19 protein-coding genes and 1 riboswitch are annotated in these 18555 nt (G+C 39.5%); of the genes, 4 read left to right on the top strand and 15 right to left on the bottom strand.

The genetic code is table 11. From position 1 onward, the window contains the following. Positions 1–8: 8 nt before the first annotated feature. The 4 genes from moaE to moaA all read right to left on the bottom strand — a co-directional run bounded on the left by moaE (position 9) and on the right by moaA (position 2213). Complete coding sequence (gene moaE, locus DK857_RS11740) at positions 9–470, bottom strand: molybdopterin synthase catalytic subunit MoaE (protein ID WP_098943826.1); 462 nt, start codon at positions 468–470, stop codon at positions 9–11. Position 471: 1 nt separating this feature from the next. Beyond that, positions 472–717: a molybdopterin synthase sulfur carrier subunit gene (moaD, locus tag DK857_RS11735; protein ID WP_109402256.1), complete on the bottom strand. Its 246-nt coding sequence runs from the start codon at positions 715–717 to the stop codon at positions 472–474. Then, positions 714–1193: a cyclic pyranopterin monophosphate synthase MoaC gene (gene moaC, locus DK857_RS11730; RefSeq protein WP_072062889.1), complete on the bottom strand. Its 480-nt coding sequence runs from the start codon at positions 1191–1193 to the stop codon at positions 714–716. The genes moaD and moaC overlap by 4 nt, the downstream gene beginning before the upstream one ends. 39 nt (positions 1194–1232) lie before the next feature. After that, positions 1233–2213 (bottom strand): GTP 3',8-cyclase MoaA, encoded by a 981-nt coding sequence (gene moaA, locus DK857_RS11725; protein ID WP_109402255.1) that lies wholly within the window; start codon positions 2211–2213, stop codon positions 1233–1235. Next, a riboswitch (molybdenum cofactor riboswitch) is annotated at positions 2203–2346 on the bottom strand. It overlaps the preceding gene by 11 nt. Positions 2347–2625: 279 nt before the next feature. Here moaA and yvcK point away from each other — a divergent pair. Then, positions 2626–3564 (top strand): uridine diphosphate-N-acetylglucosamine-binding protein YvcK, encoded by a 939-nt coding sequence (gene yvcK, locus DK857_RS11720; protein ID WP_109402254.1) that lies wholly within the window; start codon positions 2626–2628, stop codon positions 3562–3564. Positions 3565–3667: 103 nt separating this feature from the next. Here the strand turns inward: yvcK and DK857_RS11715 are convergent, their stop codons facing one another. The 6 genes from DK857_RS11715 to bioB form a co-directional block, all read right to left on the bottom strand. Then, positions 3668–4618 carry a DUF1266 domain-containing protein gene (locus DK857_RS11715; protein ID WP_109402253.1) on the bottom strand — a complete coding sequence of 317 codons (951 nt, stop codon included), beginning with the start codon at positions 4616–4618 and terminating at the stop codon, positions 3668–3670. Between the two features lie 188 nt (positions 4619–4806). After that, positions 4807–6816, bottom strand: a complete 2010-nt coding sequence (gene uvrB / locus DK857_RS11710; RefSeq protein ID WP_109393476.1) for an excinuclease ABC subunit UvrB — start codon at positions 6814–6816, stop codon at positions 4807–4809. A 471-nt stretch (positions 6817–7287) separates the two neighbouring features. Continuing rightward, the gene (bioD, locus tag DK857_RS11705) at positions 7288–7971 is read right to left on the bottom strand and encodes a dethiobiotin synthase (protein ID WP_109402252.1); all 684 of its coding nucleotides are present in this window, start codon (positions 7969–7971) and stop codon (positions 7288–7290) included. Further along, positions 7964–8728 carry a malonyl-ACP O-methyltransferase BioC gene (bioC, locus tag DK857_RS11700; protein ID WP_075672745.1) on the bottom strand — a complete coding sequence of 255 codons (765 nt, stop codon included), beginning with the start codon at positions 8726–8728 and terminating at the stop codon, positions 7964–7966. Before bioC ends, bioD begins: the two co-directional genes overlap by 8 nt. Continuing rightward, positions 8703–9866 carry an 8-amino-7-oxononanoate synthase gene (gene bioF, locus DK857_RS11695; RefSeq protein ID WP_109402251.1) on the bottom strand — a complete coding sequence of 388 codons (1164 nt, stop codon included), beginning with the start codon at positions 9864–9866 and terminating at the stop codon, positions 8703–8705. The genes bioC and bioF overlap by 26 nt, the downstream gene beginning before the upstream one ends. Further along, the gene (gene bioB, locus DK857_RS11690) at positions 9866–10903 is read right to left on the bottom strand and encodes a biotin synthase BioB (RefSeq protein ID WP_098943836.1); all 1038 of its coding nucleotides are present in this window, start codon (positions 10901–10903) and stop codon (positions 9866–9868) included. Before bioB ends, bioF begins: the two co-directional genes overlap by 1 nt. A 103-nt stretch (positions 10904–11006) precedes the next feature. Between bioB and bioA the strand changes: the two genes are divergently transcribed. Next, complete coding sequence (bioA, locus tag DK857_RS11685; protein WP_109402250.1) at positions 11007–12281, top strand: adenosylmethionine--8-amino-7-oxononanoate transaminase; 1275 nt, start codon at positions 11007–11009, stop codon at positions 12279–12281. 76 nt (positions 12282–12357) lie between these two features. Here bioA and pgl read toward each other — a convergent pair whose 3' ends face one another. After that, positions 12358–13347, bottom strand: coding sequence for a 6-phosphogluconolactonase (gene pgl / locus DK857_RS11680; RefSeq protein WP_109402249.1), 990 nt, complete (start codon positions 13345–13347; stop codon positions 12358–12360). 149 nt (positions 13348–13496) lie between these two features. Here pgl and DK857_RS11675 point away from each other — a divergent pair, with 149 nt between their 5' ends. Further along, positions 13497–14318 carry a pyridoxal phosphatase gene (locus DK857_RS11675; RefSeq protein WP_109393470.1) on the top strand — a complete coding sequence of 274 codons (822 nt, stop codon included), beginning with the start codon at positions 13497–13499 and terminating at the stop codon, positions 14316–14318. A gap of 79 nt (positions 14319–14397) precedes the next feature. Here the strand turns inward: DK857_RS11675 and modC are convergent, their stop codons facing one another. From modC to DK857_RS11650, 4 genes are all read right to left on the bottom strand, one after another. Then, a complete protein-coding gene (modC, locus tag DK857_RS11670; RefSeq protein ID WP_109402248.1) occupies positions 14398–15462 on the bottom strand; it encodes a molybdenum ABC transporter ATP-binding protein ModC in 1065 nt (354 codons plus the stop codon). Beyond that, positions 15456–16148 (bottom strand): molybdate ABC transporter permease subunit, encoded by a 693-nt coding sequence (modB, locus tag DK857_RS11665; protein WP_075672738.1) that lies wholly within the window; start codon positions 16146–16148, stop codon positions 15456–15458. Before modB ends, modC begins: the two co-directional genes overlap by 7 nt. Before the next feature lie 17 nt (positions 16149–16165). After that, on the bottom strand, positions 16166–16936 hold the full coding sequence (gene modA / locus DK857_RS11660; RefSeq protein WP_109402247.1) for a molybdate ABC transporter substrate-binding protein: 771 nt from the start codon (positions 16934–16936) through the stop codon (positions 16166–16168). A 484-nt stretch (positions 16937–17420) separates the two neighbouring features. Next, the gene (locus DK857_RS11650) at positions 17421–17564 is read right to left on the bottom strand and encodes an AcrZ family multidrug efflux pump-associated protein (RefSeq protein ID WP_071788544.1); all 144 of its coding nucleotides are present in this window, start codon (positions 17562–17564) and stop codon (positions 17421–17423) included. Positions 17565–17723: 159 nt separating this feature from the next. On the opposite strand from DK857_RS11650, the gene modE reads away from it, so the two are divergent. Continuing rightward, positions 17724–18515 carry a molybdenum-dependent transcriptional regulator gene (gene modE / locus DK857_RS11645; RefSeq protein WP_109393468.1) on the top strand — a complete coding sequence of 264 codons (792 nt, stop codon included), beginning with the start codon at positions 17724–17726 and terminating at the stop codon, positions 18513–18515. The last annotated feature ends 40 nt before the right edge of the window (positions 18516–18555 follow it).

Below are 18555 nucleotides of genomic sequence, written 5' to 3'. Positions count from 1 at the left end.
GTGGTGATTTATTCCCAGCGCTCGGCTGAGTCATAATCACTTTGGCGTGCATCAACCCATCTATCGTTATTTTCAGAAAGTCCTTCTTTTTTCCAAAATGGCGCGCGTGTTTTTAAGAAATCCATAATAAATTCGGCGGATTCAAAGGCGCTATTACGATGAGAACTGGTTACACCGACAAACACTATCTCTTCACCAATATGCAGAGTTCCTACGCGGTGAATAACGCTTACACGCTGTAGAGGCCAGCGAGAGCGGGCTTCGTTTACAATATCTGTTAGTGCTTTTTCAGTCATTCCCGGATAGTGTTCAAGCGTGAGCGTACTCACTTCATCACCGAGATTATGATTGCGAACTTTACCAGTAAATGTCACAACAGCACCATCGCTGTCACACTCTGAAAGCCATTGGTATTCATCACCAACGCTAAAATTTTCGGTTTGTACTGAAATACGAGTTGATGCGCTCATCTTATCCTCCTGTAACAGGTGGGAAAAAGGCGATTTCATCACCATCATTAATAACGTGAGAGCTTTGAACAAAGGATTGGTTTACCGCAGAGAGTAACTTGCCATCTTCTAACGCGAGTGACCAACGTTCACCTTTAGTGATTAATGCCTTACGTAAATCGTCTACCGTGTGGTACTCACAATCTAATTCAATAGAATCAACGCCGACTAATTCACGGACTTGAGCAAAAAAGAGAACTTTAATCATGCTTCCACCTTAAAATGACCAGATTTGCCACCTGTTTTTTCTAATAAACGTACAGGCCCAATCACCATATCTTTTTGAACGGCTTTGCACATATCATAGATGGTCAATGCTGCTACCGATGCCGCAGTTAATGCTTCCATTTCAACGCCTGTTTTACCCGTTAAACGGCAAACAGATTCAATGCGTACACGGTTAGATTCTGTCAGTGCTTCTAAACGCACTTCAACTTTAGTTAATAACAGCGGATGGCATAACGGGATTAATTCCCATGTTCTTTTTGCTGCTTGAATTCCTGCAATTCTTGCCGTCGCAAATACATCACCTTTATGATGCTTGCCTTCGGTGATCATGCTTAATGTTTCTGCTGACATTTCAACAAAAGCTTCAGCACGCGCTTCTCGCACTGTTTCAGCTTTAGCGCTAACATCCACCATGTGAGCTTCACCGGCAGCATTAATATGAGTTAGTTGAGACATGCACAACTCCTGAAATTAACGAAATAACAGAGCGAAAAACTACCCACCAATAACAGATAAGTTTGGTGTAATACCGCTATCGCCTTGATGAAGAAAATGGGTTTCTCGTTTATGAAGAAGACCACCCTGAATACGCTGTTGTAATGCTTCTTGTTGACTATCATCAGCAAGTAAGTCGCGTAGAGGAATACCATTTTCACCAAATAGGCAAAGATGGAGATTACCAATAGCGGAAACACGTAAACGGTTACAAGTTAAACAAAAGTCTTTCTCATAAGGCATGATCAGACCAATTTCACCTTGATAATCAGGATGGGTAAATACTTGAGCAGGCCCGTCACTACGAGCGCGAGGAATTTGTAACCAACCTTCATTGAGTAAGCGTTGGCGAATAACTTCACCAGATAAATGAAAGCGGTTGAAAATATCACTACCGTCACCAGTTTCCATTAATTCGATAAAGCGCAGTTGGATAGGTCTGTCTTTGATCCAATTAAGAAAATTAGGGAGATTTTTATCATTCACATTGCGCATTAGCACAACGTTAACTTTTACTTTTTCGAAACCAGCAGTGAATGCAGCATCAATACCTTCCATCACTTGGCTAAATTTATCTTGCCCAGTAATAGCATGGAATTGGCGAGGATCGAGGCTATCAACACTCACATTAATCGCACTTAAACCCGCATCACGCCATTGGACAACATCTCTGGATAAACGATAGCCATTGGTTGTTACTGCGATTTTTTTGATAGATGCATTGTCTTTAATGGTTGCGATAATATCAGTAAAATCACGACGCATCGTAGGTTCGCCACCTGTTAGGCGAATTTTTTCTGTTCCTAATGCGACAAAAGATTGTGTCAGTCTGCTGATTTCATCTAACGAAAGAAATGATTTATGACCGTTAGGCTTATAACCATTAGGCAGGCAATAAGTACAACGGAAATTACAAACGTCTGTAATTGAAAGACGTAAATAGAAAAATTTGCGGGAAAACGCATCAACGAGTTGTTGCATAGTAACACCTTTCCAAATTCGGGAGATGCTGGCATTTCTACCTTGCACCCTGGTGACTTGTTTCGTCACGGCCAGAACATCATATCTTGTAAACACACGACTTAGACGTTAAGGCTAGGAGTTAATCTTTACCTGTTTTTCACAGGTTTCTAATACCTATATATTTATTGTGGATTCTACCTGCTAATTTTTCAAAAAGCGAATAATGTTTTCGCTATATAATTTATAATACAACGACTTACGACACTTTAGTCTCTCTAATAACATAAGTAAAAGCACTTTCATTGATTAAATATCAATCTATTAAAAATAAAATTAAACTAGGAATGTGATGAAATCACGTCGTGATCATAGGCTTAAAATTTAATTGTGATAAATTAGCGGCAAATTTTTAAAGATGAGTAGAACAAATATGCGAAATCGCACGCTAAGTGATTTAGATCGTGTTGTTGCCCTTGGTGGTGGTCATGGCCTTGGACGTGTGCTTTCAGCACTCTCCTACTTAGGCTCTCGTCTTACTGGTATTGTTACAACAACAGATAATGGCGGTTCTACTGGCCGTATTCGCCAAGAGGAAGGCGGTATTGCGTGGGGAGATATGCGCAACTGTATTAATCAGTTAATTACAGAACCTTCCGTTGCTTCTGCAATGTTTGAATACCGTTTTTCTGGTACTGGTGAACTGGCTGGGCATAATTTAGGTAATCTTATGCTTAAAGCACTCGATAACTTAAGTGTTCGCCCTTTAGAAGCCATTAATCTTATCCGTGGATTATTGAGAGTTAATGCTCATCTTATTCCTATGTCAGAACAAGCCGTTGATCTTATGGCGATAGACGACCAAGGAAATAAGATTTATGGTGAAGTCAATGTTGATAATTTACCTAAGATCCCCCAAAAACTTGATCTCTACCCTAAAGTCCCGACTACACGAGAAGCCATTGAAGCGATTGAACAAGCAGATTTGATCTTAATTGGTCCGGGTAGTTTTTTTACCAGCTTAATGCCTTTGTTATTACTGCCAGAACTTGCGCAAGCATTACGCCGTAGCAGTGCAACAACGATTTACATTGGTAATTTAGGCAAAGAGCTAAGCCCTGCGGCTGCCAGTATGACAATGTCTGATAAAATCGCCATGATGGAGAATTATATTGGTTTACAAACAATAGACGCGGTGATTATTAGTCCTGAAACTCAATATGAATCGATGAAAGGTCGATTAATTGTACAAGCGCAATTGGAAGCCAAAGATATTCCTTATCGTCACGACCGCCATCTATTAGGCAAAGCTATTGAGTTAACGTTGCAGCAATTAGGACAACGTAATTCATCACCTCAAGCTGTTAAATAGGATTTAATTACCTACTTTCATAAAAAAACCGCATCTGCAATAAACAGCAAGTGCGGTTTTTTGTTGGTAAAAAACAATATCACTATTGGTTTTCAGCGCGTTATTAGCTATTAAGTTGTTTTAATGTAATACGCTGGCTAATCGCTTCTTCAATTTCATCAAGTGTCATTGGTACATCATTTTTCATCAGACCAAGACCTGCAACAGTACGAGAAAACGACATTAAATCTAATGGCGGTAAATCCATGATCCAATTCTCTTCTGTTGCTAGTGTATCTTCAGCATTTAGAATATTTTGTATAACATCCGTAAAAGCTTGATGAGAAGATACCCAATCTTGATCACCACTTGCCCAAAACCAACGAGCAGCAATAAAGTTTCTCCACATATCTTCCCAACCATCATAAATGCGACGCAACATTGATGCGCTCATTAATGACCATGTTTGGGCTTCTTGTTGAGTAATATAACCTTGCTGGCAACCTTCTAAACAGAGCTTGTTAAAACGGCAGAGATCCCAAATAAGATATTTCACATTTTGGATATTCATGCGATTTGTACTCATCATATCGATTTGCCATAAACGCTCATTTTTATCGTGTTCAGTTAACTCAGAAAGTAAAATATCATTTTTTAATGACTGAATATCGTCCTCTTTGCCATTCAAAATTTGGTCACGTAGCTGATAAAAATCATTAGTGTGACCTTGAGTGAGCAACCAAAATAGTTGATAGACTAAATCCCAACGGTCGTTAATTCCCCAACCTGCTGATAATCCACCATCATCTTTACCTGGTTCGTATTCGTTATATGCCCACTCATTCATTGCGGCATAAGGTGCTGCAACATATAACCCCCATTCATTGGGCAACAACTGACCTGACGTATTTTCTGCTTCAGATAAAATGGGCTCCTGCCCTGCTGTTGATGGTTTTTGTAACTCACTATCTTGTACAGCAAATTTGCGTAGCCATTTAAAAAGCATAATAAGAAGAATAACACCAAGAATTACCCCTGCAGAGCTGGGAAACCCTGCATAAACATAACCACTCATTCACTGTCCTTAATGTCTTTTTTATCTTTGTAAATAATTGACGCTTTGTTTGTTGTGGTATTTAAACAGTTGAACGCCATTAAGGGAATATCAAACAAGGCAAAAAATGGAAGATAGAAGATAAAAAGGGATAATCCCTGTAAAAATACGGATATCCCTTTATCAATTTGTGAGCTTAATTTCTTTGATTAAGAGTTAGCAATAAACTGAGCGCGTAATGCCTGCAACTTATCACGAGTACTCGCCGCTTTCTCAAACTCAAGATCTTTTGCATATTGGTACATTTCGGCTTCTAAGCGTTGGATCTCTTTCTCCAATTCAGCCGTTGATAACAACGGATAATTTTCATGAATATCCGCTGCCTTATGCCCTTTCTTATTACGTCCTTGAGAAGGCTGACCAATCTTAAGGATATCGCCCACTTTCTTGTTTAACCCTTTAGGCACAATGCCATGCTCAAGGTTAAACTGTTGTTGTTTCTCACGACGGCGTTCGGTTTCGCTTATGGCTTTCGCCATTGAATCAGTAATTTTATCGCCATATAAAATCGCTTTACCTTCTAGGTTACGAGCTGCACGACCAATGGTCTGAATCAATGAACGCTCTGAACGTAAGAAGCCCTCTTTATCAGCGTCCAAAATCGCCACTAAAGAGACTTCTGGCATATCCAAACCTTCTCGAAGTAAGTTGATACCCACTAAGACATCAAACTCACCTAGGCGCAAATCACGAATAATTTCGACACGTTCAACAGTATCAATATCAGAGTGTAAATAACGAACACGCTCGCCATGCTCTTCAAGATATTCCGTTAAATCTTCAGCCATTCGTTTTGTCAGTGTTGTCACCAGCACACGTTCATTTTTTGCTGCACGAATACGAATTTCAGAAAGTAAATCATCAACTTGTGTTCCAACTGGTCGCACTTCGACAATGGGATCAAGTAAGCCTGTTGGCCTTACAACTTGCTCAACAATTTCATCGCCCGATTTTTCAAGCTCATATTTACCCGGTGTTGCTGAAACATAAATTGTTTGTGGTGCTAATGCCTCAAACTCTTCAAAACGTAATGGGCGGTTATCAAGTGCAGAAGGTAAACGGAAGCCATATTCAACTAGGGTTTCTTTACGAGAGCGGTCGCCTTTATACATTCCACCAATTTGAGGAATAGTAACGTGTGATTCATCAATCACTAATAAACCGTTAGCAGGAAGGTAATCAAACAGAGTTGGAGGTGGCTCACCGGGACCTCTACCTGACAAATAGCGGGAATAGTTTTCGATACCGGAGCAATACCCCAACTCGTTCATCATTTCGAGATCAAATTGAGTGCGCTGTGTCACGCGTTGCTCTTCTACCAGTTTATCGTTAGCTAAAAGCACTTTGCGTCTCTCTGCGAGTTCTTTTTTGATTTCTTCCATCGCTTCAAGAATACGTTCACGCGGGGTGACATAGTGCGTTTTAGGATAAACGGTAAAACGGGGCACATTGTAGTGAATTTGCCCCGTTAAAGGGTCAAACAGTGAAAGACGTTCGACTTCTTCATCAAAAAGCTCAACACGTAATGCATAATCATCAGATTCAGCAGGAAAGATATCTATCACTTCACCACGGACACGAAATGTACCGCGCTGAAAAGCTTGATCATTGCGAGTATATTGTAAATCAGCAAGGCGACGTAAAATGGCACGTTGGTCGATTATCATGCCGTTAGTCAGATGAAGCATCATTTTTAAATAGCTATCAGGATCACCCAAACCATAGATAGCAGAAACCGATGATACAACAATAACGTCTTTACGTTCTAGCAAGGCTTTAGTGGCTGATAGACGCATTTGTTCGATATGTTCGTTAACAGATGCATCTTTTTCAATAAAGGTATCAGAGCTTGGAACATACGCTTCAGGCTGATAATAATCATAATAAGAAACAAAGTATTCCACTGCATTTTCAGGGAAGAATTCTTTCATTTCACTATAAAGCTGTGCTGCCAATGTTTTATTTGGCGCCAACACCATAGTTGGACGATTTAGGTTGGCAATCACATTGGCAATCGTAAAGGTTTTACCTGAACCTGTTACCCCCAAAAGAGTTTGATGAGCAAGACCATCATCTAATCCTTCACAAAGTGAGGCAATAGCAGCAGGTTGATCACCACCTGGTTTAAATTCAGAATGCAGTTTAAAATCTTTGCTCATATTTTCTTCTCCTCGCTGACACTCCTTATGATACTGGATAAAAATCCAGCTTCAATCTCTATCTAATAAAATTTGTCTGAATAATTCAGCATAAGTTATCCCCAGTTTTGGAACTGGAATTTTTTCAAAAAGCAACCCCCTTTTTTGTGAATTATTCAAAGAGACACACTGACACCATTCGCTCTATTGATTTTATTTAATTAATTGATATATAAGAATTAAAAATAAAAGTTGAGAATAACACCAATCTTTAGCAATGCCTTGTATTCTCTCTATTCAGAGTATTTTTATAATGGTAATACACAAGGTTATCCACAGGAATAGTGGATAACTACACAAAGTTGTTATCTCTCGGTAGGTTACGTCTTTTTTTCTACCTTAAAATATCCCTCAAAATTGGCGAAATTTATTTTTTTTATTTTTTTATTGGTATAAAAAATGGACTTTTATAACTTACTTAATAATGGCCTATCAACTTAGTTTTAAACAGGAAAGATCGAGATAAGGAGTGAAATTATGCTCTTTTACTTCGTTTAAATAGGGTATTTTGCCTAAAAAAGGAGCCTTTATATGCTGTTTTAATGTTGCTAGATACTCTTTCTGATATCGCCCTGCTGGCTCAACTTCGTTCGCAATCCAACCCGCCAATGTTAAACCAGATTGAATAATTGCTTGTTGCGTTAATAACGCATGATTAATACAACCCAATTTAACACCCACAGTCAAAATAACAGGTAGCTTTTCATTGATAACCCAATCAGAGAAAAATTGTTTTTCTGATAGTGGTGTAAACCACCCCCCTGCTCCTTCGACTAAAACCCAATCAACTCGTTGTTTTAAGTAAGACAATCCTTCTGACATCACATCAAAATCAATAGGCTGGTTCATTTCTTGACTAACAATATGTGGCGATGTAGGCGTTTCAAAACAGTAAGGGTTAACACGCTGATAATCTAATTTTACCGTACTGAATTTTTGCAGTATAAGTGCATCTGAATTACGTAAACCTTCATTTAGCCACTCACTTCCTGATGCAACAGGTTTATAGCCCGCAGTTTGATATCCTTGATACGCTGCACATTGTAACAGAGCACTGCTTACCACAGTTTTACCTACTTCTGTATCTGTACCTGTTAAAAACCATGTCTTAGCCATGTGATATTTTTCCTATAACAATTTGATAGGTAAGTAAATATTTGCCTGATTCTGTTTTCCACACATTTTCTAGTGCACGGAATTTTTGTCGTGTCATTAACCCCTTTTGTCGATCACCCTGCACAAAATTGGCGCCAACCCCCTTCAAAGAAGCAAAGAGCGCATGTAATGAGTCGTATTGTTCAGTGACAGTTTCAGTAGAAAATTGGCAATGAAAACCACGACACGCTTTCTCAATATCTTGAAGCGATAAAAAGGGATTTACATGAGGGTGTTTATCAAGAGATTGCCAAGCATCTCTAACTTCTTGCAGTGTCAACGTAGTGAGTGTTGAGAAATAAAGTGCACCTTTTACATTGACTGTATTCATTAATGTTTTAATAGCACCAGATAAATCCTCACACCATTGCATCGCTAAATTACTAAACACAATGTCCACACTTTGTGGTGCAATCGCGCAGTGTTCGATATCACTTTGTAAGTAACCATCAGCTCGCTGTTGTTGTTTTGCTACTTGTAGCATGCTGTGTGACAGGTCAAGTGCGATGACAAACTTGCCTTGTTGCTTCCATTTTTGGCTGAAATATCCTGTTCCACATCCTGCATCTAACACAATATTGCCACTATCATGATGCGCTAAATCCATTAATTTATTGCCACTATAGCGCTGAATATTAGCGTGATTATCGTAATGAATAGCTGCTTTACCAAAAGTTTGAGCTATACGTTGTTTATCTGTTTTGACTGAAGAAAGCATGAAGCGTCTCGATTAACAGCTTAATATCTGAAAGGTGATGGCGAGTAGTTAACGTTATTCGTAAACGTGCACTTTGAGGGGGTACGGTGGGTGGAAAAATTGCTTTTACCCAAAGTCCTTTAGATTGCAGATAATCTGAAAGTGTTTGGCATAATTGTTCATCACCAATAATTAATGGCTGAATAGCCGTTTTTGAAGGTAATAATTTAATCGGAAGTGAAATTACACCTTGGCGAAAGGTATCAATTAATTGTTGAAGATATTCCCGTTCATTATCCGCTTGCTTAATAACATTCAAAGCAGAGTTTAAGGCTATAGCTTGTGCTGGTGGCATTGATGTACTGTAAATAAGATGCCGAGCATATTGTTCAAAAAACTCTGCGGTTGGCTTATTACAAAGCACAGCCGCCCCGCTGACACCAAACGCTTTACCAAAAGTGACTACCAATATTTCAGCTTTAATCCCTGCATCATCGCAACTACCTCGACCTTCTTTACCTAAAACGCCAATACCATGCGCATCATCGACCATTAACCATGTATGATGTTTTTGGCTTATTGTTGCTATTTCTCTTAATGGTGCTTTATCTCCATCCATACTAAATACCCCTTCTGTTACCACTAAGGTTTTATTAGCTGACGTTTTATTAAGCCGTTGAGATAAAGAGCCAGGAGAATTGTGTAAAAATCGCCATAATGTAGCAGGTGATAATACTGCAGCTTCCATTAGAGAAGCATGACAAAGTTTATCTGCAATAATTGCATCGTCTTTTTCAAGTAATGCCGAAATGACACCTTGATTAGCACTGTAACCGGATGAAAATAACAGCGTATTATCATAACCTAACCAATCTGCAAGACGCTGCTCTAACTGCGCATGAGCTTGTGTAAATCCTGTAATATGTCCTGATCCGCCACTACCTACACCGTATTCATCAGCACCTTGTTGCCATGCTTTAATGACGTCCGCATGCTGACTCATGCCTAAATAATCATTGCCTGAAAAATTAAGGTATTTTTCACCGGATGTGGTGATCAAAAAACGCCCATCCGCTTGTTTGATCACTTTGCGCTTTCGCCATAATGGCGTATTTCTACGCACATTAAGTTGTTCATCTATATAGGTTTGCCAGCTCATTACAGTGCCGCGTTATAAAATTGTTCAGTGTCTTTATTGGCAACTGCTTGTATTAACGCCTCTTCTTGCTGATTGTCGCCCATAGATACTGCTAATCGTTCAGGATTTAAGCCTAATTTGCGGAATAATTGGTGATCTTTATCTTCGGTTGGATTGGTTGTCGTTAATAATTTACAACCATAAAAAATAGAGTTAGCCCCAGCCATAAAGCAGAATGCTTGTGTTTGTTCACTCATTTGCTCACGCCCCGCAGAAAGACGCACATAAGAGCGAGGCATCATGATACGAGCAACTGCAATAGTACGAATAAAATCAAAAGGATCGACATCTTCATTATCTGCAAGTGGTGTCCCTTTTATTTTGGCAAGCATATTGATCGGCACACTTTCAGGAGGCTGTGGCAAATTAGCTAACTGCACCAACATTGCTGCCCTGTCTTTAACTTCCTCTCCTAACCCTAAAATTCCGCCAGAACACACTTTAATGCCAGCATTGCGTACTTTATCAAGCGTATCTAAGCGATCTTGATAGGTACGTGTTGTCACGATACTGCCGTAAAATTCAGGAGAGGTATCAAGGTTGTGGTTATAAAAATCCAGCCCGGCATCTGCTAAGCGGTTAGCTTGTGAATCATCTAATTTTCCGAGTGTCATGCAGGTTTCCATACCCAACGCTTTAACTTCTTTCACCATTTGCTCAAGGTAAGGCATATCGCGCTCATGAGGGTTTTTCCATGCTGCTCCCATACAAAAACGCGTTGAACCGGCTGCTTTGGCTTTTTTTGCAGATTCAATCACTTGTTGCACTTCCATTAAGCGCTCTTTTTCTAATCCCGTTTTATACCGCGCGCTTTGGGCACAATACTTACAATCTTCAGGACAAGCTCCTGTTTTAATGGAAAGTAACGTACTCACTTGGATTTGTGAAGGGTCAAAATGTTGACGGTGAACTTGTTGTGCCTGAAAAACCAAATCTAAAAATGGCATATCAAACAGTGCTCTGGCTTCTTTTAGTGTCCAACGTTTTAGTGCGCTCACAATGCAATCTCCTGTTTAAAAGTGATTGCCAGTTTAAATAATAGGGTTATCATGTCAACTAAAATTGATCACCTTTGGTTTACATGATTAAGTGAAAAATATAATGACACCTGAAGATATCGCTTTTGATTTACGCCATATTTGGCATCCATACACTTCGATGAGTAATCCGTTGCCTGCTTACCCTATTGTCAGTGCAAAAGGCATTGAATTAGTCTTGGCTGATGGTAGAAAACTGATTGATGGAATGTCTTCATGGTGGGCAGCAATTCATGGATATAATCATCCTGAACTTAATGATGCGGTTACCACACAATTAAACAATATGTCTCATGTTATGTTTGGTGGTATTACTCATCCCCCAGCAGTATCTCTTTGTCGTAAATTATTAGCGATAACACCAGCGCCTCTTGAATGCATATTTCTAGCAGATTCAGGTTCGGTTGCTGTTGAAGTCGCACTGAAAATGGCGTTGCAATATTGGCAAGCTAAAGGTGAAAAACGTCAACGTATTGTGGCGTTAAAACAGGGCTATCATGGTGATACATTTGGTGCTATGTCAGTGTGTGATCCCGATAACTCGATGCACAGTCTCTACAAAGGTTACTTACCTAATCATCTCTTTGTGGATGCACCAAAAACCGGTTTTTATGAAGAGTGGGATCCGGCTGATATCAACTCATTACGCTCAACACTAGAACAACATCATCAAGAAATTGCGGCCGTTATGCTTGAACCAATTGTTCAAGGTGCAGGTGGAATGCGAATTTATCATCCTGAATATTTAAAACACGCAAGAGCTTTGTGTGACGAGTTTGATGTACTACTCATTGCCGATGAAATAGCCACTGGTTTTGGTCGAACAGGTAAGTTATTTGCCTGTGAACATGCTGAAATATCGCCAGATATCATGTGTGTAGGTAAAGCATTAACAGGTGGGTATATGACTTTATCAGCCACCTTAACTACACGTCATATCGCAGAAACCATCAGTCAAGGTGATGCAGGATGTTTTATGCATGGCCCTACTTATATGGGAAATCCTTTGGCTTGTGCTGTTGCTGATGCCAGTTTATCTCTATTAGCAAAAGGCGATTGGATAAACCAAGTTGCAGAAATTGAAAAACAACTAAAACGCGAGCTATTACCGTTAAAACAGGCTAAAAGTGTCAAAGATGTGCGCGTTTTAGGTGCGATTGGTGTGGTCGAAATGAACGAGCCAGTCAATATGGCAAAATTACAAAAAATCTTTGTTGATGAAGGGGTTTGGATCAGACCTTTTGGCAAACTTATTTATATTATGCCACCGTTTATTATGCCACCAGTAAGCCTCACTAAACTCACTCAAGCTATTGAAAAAGTGGTTAGTCTCTCATAAATCTTTCATAAAAAAATAAACCTCTAGCAAGGCAATATTCTGCTAGAGGTTCACAGTAATTTTTATACTGTGACAGTTATTTCGTCACGACGGTAACCCACATTGCGCCTTTACCTACTGGGTAACACGCTAATTCAGTTAATGCACCAGTGTGTTTGTCAATACGAGAGACAGAGGCAAAATCTGATTTTTGACCACAAGAAATCAGGTAATTTCCTGTATTATCAAGATTAAAACCTCGAGGCTGTGTTTGAGTTGGGTAATAACCCACAGGTTGCAGATAATCGCCCGACTCTGAAATTGCCATCGCACAAATAAAGCTTTCTGAGCGCTCGCTGGCATAAAGAAAACGGCCATCTGGTGTAATATGAATATCTGACGCCCAACGGGTACTGTTAAAGGTTTCAGGAACGATATCGACCGTTTGCATTAAACGATATAAATCCCCCATACGACGGTATACATTAATTGTCGCATCTAATTCATTCAGGCAATAAAACACATCACCATTAGGATGAAATGCCATATGACGAGGACCTGCGTTCTGTACTGTTGTCAGCTCTTCAGTGCCCGCCTCTGTTAAATGACCGTTTTCTGATAAATTAAATAAACGAATATGATCTTCACCTAGGCAAGGAACAATCAGTTGTTTATTATTCCAATCGATATTGGATGAATGAGGCTTATTTAACCCTTCAATAATTTGAATAGCTGATTGAGGGATCCCCTTTTCATTAATAGGCAAAATAGCCAAATTGCCTTGATGATAAGAAGGGACAAATAAGAAACGCCCTGTTTTATCTAAACATAAATGAACAGGCGTACTTGGAATGGAAGTGATAGCCTTTTGCTCTAATTGACCATCGGCAGCAATAGCAAATGTCACCACACTAAAATGAGGACGAATACCTACATAAAGGTATTTTCCATCTGCACTTGCAATCATCGGTTGTACTTGTCCTACAACCTCAACAACCTGCAATAAATCCATTTCACCTTCAGTGTTTAATGCATAAACATGGATTTGCTGGCTCTCTGGACTTGCTATGTAGACTACCTGTTTCATTCCTTCTCCTTAAAACAGATTACCCATTGATTTATAAAGAATAATAGAACAGCTAACGATAACCTGTCACGATTAAGCTAGTTTATCTTTTATTGGTTAACGTGTACCATCAACGACATTGCATCTTAATACTATCAAGGGGCTTATTTATGTCATATCGCGTTATTGCTTTGGATCTTGATGGCACACTGCTTGATGACCAAAAACGTATCCTGCCAGAATCTTTAGAAGCACTCAATCTTGCAAGAAAAGCAGGTGTTAAAGTTTTAATTGTAACAGGTCGTCATCACGTTGCTATTCATCCATTCTATCAAGCACTCGATCTTGATACCCCTGCGATCTGCTGTAATGGAACTTACCTTTATGATTACATTGGTAAAAAAGTATTAGAATCGGACCCACTAACTACACAAGAAACCAGAGCAGTATTAGATCTCGTTAAACAAACTGATGTACACCATTTAGTGTATGCTGACGATGCAATGATGTATGACCAACTTACCTCAGCAGTACAACGCACACTTAATTGGGCTGATACTCTTCCTCTGACACAGCGCCCTAACCTCGTTAAAGTCGATGATTTCTATAAAGCCATGCATGATGTTAATGCCATTTGGAAAATTGCGACAACAACGCCAGATCACGATGAGTTACGCACTTTAGTTGAAAAAATTGAGCAACAAGTCGGTTTAGAGTGCGAATGGTCTTGGGTTGATCAAGTTGATATCGCCAAAAAAGGCAACAGTAAAGGTCGTCGTTTACAACGTTGGGTTGAAGCGAATGGCATGAATATGAGTGATGTTATTGCCTTTGGTGATAATTTTAATGATCTTAGTATGTTAGAACATGTGGGATTAGGTGTTGCAATGGGTAATGCTTCAGATGAAGTGAAAGCGCGAGCTAAAATGGTCACTAAAGTGAATTCACAACCGGGTATTGCAGAGACTATTCATAAATATATTTTGTCTTAGTCTTATTTTTACCATTCCCCAAAAGTAAAAGACCTCATTTTAAATAAGGTCTTTTTTATCGACAAATACAATTGATAAATCAAAGATGACGACTTAGCGAAATGCTCTTTATTTGCGCATAAAGCCATTGCCCTTCTTGAATATTCAATTCATCTTTTGCCCAAGGCGTGATCCTCGCCCATAAATAATTGCCATCATTGACAAGTTTCACATCAACTTGACCATCATTTTTAATGGTTTCAACTACTTTCATATGCAGTATATTACGAATACTGCTATTTGATGGACGAGTGGTAGTCAGTGATACATCAGAAGCATCAATACGGACACGCACATCACGACCAATTTTAGCCTCGATTTGAGGCAACCACAGCACTTGGTTACCGAAAGCCGTTGCTGTCATCTCGTAATGGCTATGGTGTTCTACTACCATCACATTCGCGATACTGCTGAGTGTCTCTTTTTGTAACCACGGACGTAATGCACTACTTGCCCATACATCTTCCAGCTTACCTGTTGCCTTAATTTTTCCTGCATCCATTACAATAACGTTATCTGCAAGTCGAATAATTTCATCAAGGCTATGGCTCACATACAAAATAGGAATTTGTACATCTTGTGAGAGCTTTTCTAAATACGGCAGTAACTCACGTTTACGCGGTAAATCAAGCGATGCTAAAGGCTCATCCATTAGCATAATATCGGGAGCTGTTAACAACGCTCGCCCTATAGCAACACGCTGTTTTTCGCCACCTGATAAGGTGATAGGAAAACGCGGTAGTAAATGTTCGATACCTAACAAATGAATAATGCGATCAAATTGCACTTTCATTGTTGGAGACATACCGTAAAGCAGATTTCCTTTTACTGTGTAATGAGGAAACAGTCGTGCATCTTGGAATACATAACCCACTTTGCGTTTTTCAGGTGGTAGATAAATTTTCTTTTCTGTATCAACCAGTGTGTGATTATTTAATACAATCCGTCCTGAATCTGGCTTGGTTAAACCACCAATCACATTAATCAGTGAGGTTTTACCAGCTCCGGATAAACCAAAGACAGCGGTAATACTTTCTGTTGGTAGTTCAATATTGACTTCCAGACGCAGTGATCCTAGCGTCTGTTTAAAATTCATTTCTAGCATACGCCCCCCAATCTTTTACGACCCCAACGAGTTAGCCACTCTGAAGCCATTAAAGAGACGAGCGCCAAAATAATTGCAATAACACATAAACGGGCAGCATCCATTTCCGCACCCGGTGTTTCAATTAAGGTATACATTGCCAGAGGGATCGTTCTTGTTTCCCCCGGAATATTGGAGACGAAAGTGATTGTTGCGCCAAATTCTCCCAATGAGCGCGCAAATGCCAACACAATTCCTGCGATGATCCCTGGCATAGACAAAGGTAACGTTATGGTAAAAAAGACGCGTATCGGTGATGCCCCTAAGGTTCTCGCCGCTTGTTCCATACGTTGATCGACAGCTTCTAATGCTAATCTGATCGCTCTAACCATCAGTGGAAATGCAACAACCGCGGATGCAAGTGCTGCGCCTCGCCAACTAAAGGTAAAGCTAAAACCAAACCAGTCATACAACCATTCACCAATAAATCCACGTCTTCCCATGCTGATCAGTAAAAGATAACCGACCACAACAGGAGGTAGAACTAAAGGTAAATGAATAATGCTATCAAGCAATGATTTACCAGGAAAACGTACCCTAACTAAAAGCCAAGCCATAAAAATACCAAAAGGTAGACTAATAATAACTGCAATAGTCGATACCTTAAGGCTTAGTATGATGGCTTGCCATTCGTATTCACTTAACATCTCCAAAAGTATAATTCCTACAGTGGGCTAAAGCCGTATTTCTTAAAGATTTCTGCGGCTTGAGGTGTTTTCAGATAGTCATAAAAATCACGAACTGCTTTATTGTCCTGACCTTTTACAACTGCCATTGGATACTCAACAGATTTGTGGCTATCAGCTGGGAATACGCCGACCACTTTCACTTTATCACTCGCAACCGCGTCAGAACCGTATACGATACCTAATGGTGCTTCATCACGTTCAACCAGCGCCATACCACTACGTACGTTATTAGTACGAGCCATATCTGGGCTTACTGTATCCCATGCACCTAAATATTCTAATGATTCTTTTGCATAGATACCAACAGGCACATGGTCCGGATCGCCAACAGCTAGTTTTCCGCCATTAAGTAAGGATTTCCATTTGGTTTCCTTATTAATAACAACGTCATTTAATTTACTATCTTTAGGGGCAATGAGTACTAAATCATTACCTAATAGTGTATGACGTGAATCTGCAACCATTAAATTTTTATCGATTGCGTAATCCATCCACTGCTGATCTGCTGAAATAAACAGATTTGCAGGTGCACCTTGTTCAATTTGGCGAGCCAGCGTTGAAGAAGACGCATAAGATGCAACAACTTCAGTTTGCTTTTCTTGCTTATATTGTGCCGAAATTTCATTAAGAGCATTGGTAAGAGAAGCGGCAGCAAATACCGTTACTTTTTCCGATGCAAAACTTTGGCTTACTAAAGCAAAAGAGATAACTGCGCCAGCAAGTAACTTGCCTGATAATTTTTTCATGTTCTAATTCCACTTAAATTAAAGGATGACACGCTGTATATACCAAAATATAGCGTAAAATGAAAGAATTAGATGTTAGAAACTGGTTATATATCAATAAATATAACCATTAAAAAGAAACAGAAAATGGAGATAGATGCGCACTCAACAACACGACAATTTGAAATGTGTGAATAGATACTCTAAATAATTCAAGTCACAGCTAGGCGACAAGTGAATGAGTCGCTAGGAGCATACACAAGTATGTGACTAGTGCGAATGAACGCCATCAACAACGCTGTGGCTTGAAGTATGACGAGTATCATAAGTATGTGGCTAGTGCGAATGAACACAGTCAACGACGCTGTGGCTTGAAGTATGACGAGTATCATGAGTGTGTGGCTAGTGCGAATGAACGCCGTGGCTTGAAATATGGCAAGTACGCGTAGATAAAAAAACAGCCCTTTACAAAATAAAGGGCTGTTCTAAATCAGGGAGGGAGAAATTATGATTTTTTGTCTGCTTTTGGCTGACTTGGTGAAATCAAGTTAAACACTTCACCTAAACCATAAATGATGCCCATAATCAGTACCATTACAACAGGTACCATCAAGAGAGCAAACCCTAAACTTTTCAACAATTCAAGCATGATAACCTCTTTATCATGGTATATTCGGAAAGCCAGAGTTGGCATTTCTTCACGAATGACGAATAATAACGCTATAGATGTATATATTCTAGAGAATTATCGCTTTGTGTCGGCACAAAAAATGCGATAAACACACAAAAAAAGAAGAAGCCTATCATTATGCAAGCAGAAATATTATTAACTCTTAAACTTCAAGATAAGCTCTTTGCCGATCCTCGTCGCGTAGCATTGTTAAAACAGATCAAGGCGACGGGTTCAATTAGCCAAGGGGCAAAAATGGCGGGCATTAGTTATAAAAGTGCTTGGGATGCCATTAATGAAATGAATCAACTCGCAGACGAACTTCTTGTTGATAGAGCAACAGGCGGTAAAGGTGGCGGTGGTGCAACTCTCACACATTATTGTGAGCGCTTACTTCAACTTTACGATCTGCTCGGTCAAATTCAGCAAAAAGCCTTTGATGTATTGAAAGATGATTCACTCCCTCTGGATAGTCTTTTAGCCGCTATTTCTCGTTTTTCATTACAAACCAGCGCTAGAAACCAATTTTTTGGTACGATTATTGAGCGTGATAACCTGCAAGTTCAACAGCATGTTAATGTGCAACTTGCAGATAAAAAAACAACTATTCGTGCAGCTTTAACAGAGAAAAGCGCTGATCGCCTAGGGCTTAAAAAAGGTAAAGAAGTACTGATTTTAATTAAGGCACCTTGGGTCAATATTGAAAAAGGAACTTCTTTAACACAGCAATATGACAATGCGCTTTCAGGCACACTCACTCAAATTGAGACCGGAAGTGAAAACAGCGAATTAGTGGTGACATTAGAAGGTGGACAAGAAGTTTGTGCCACATGTTCTAATCAGCACGTTAAAGAGCAAAAACTGCATATTAATGATAGCGTAACCGCTTTATTTAATGCTGATCAGGTGATTGTCGCAACACTGTGTTAATCATTAATATGATTGCTTTTAAATAAAAAATAAAACCATC

Source organism: Proteus terrae (genome assembly GCF_003144325.1).
Classification (GTDB): domain Bacteria; phylum Pseudomonadota; class Gammaproteobacteria; order Enterobacterales; family Enterobacteriaceae; genus Proteus; species Proteus terrae.
This window is presented reverse-complemented; position numbering and strand designations above follow the sequence as displayed.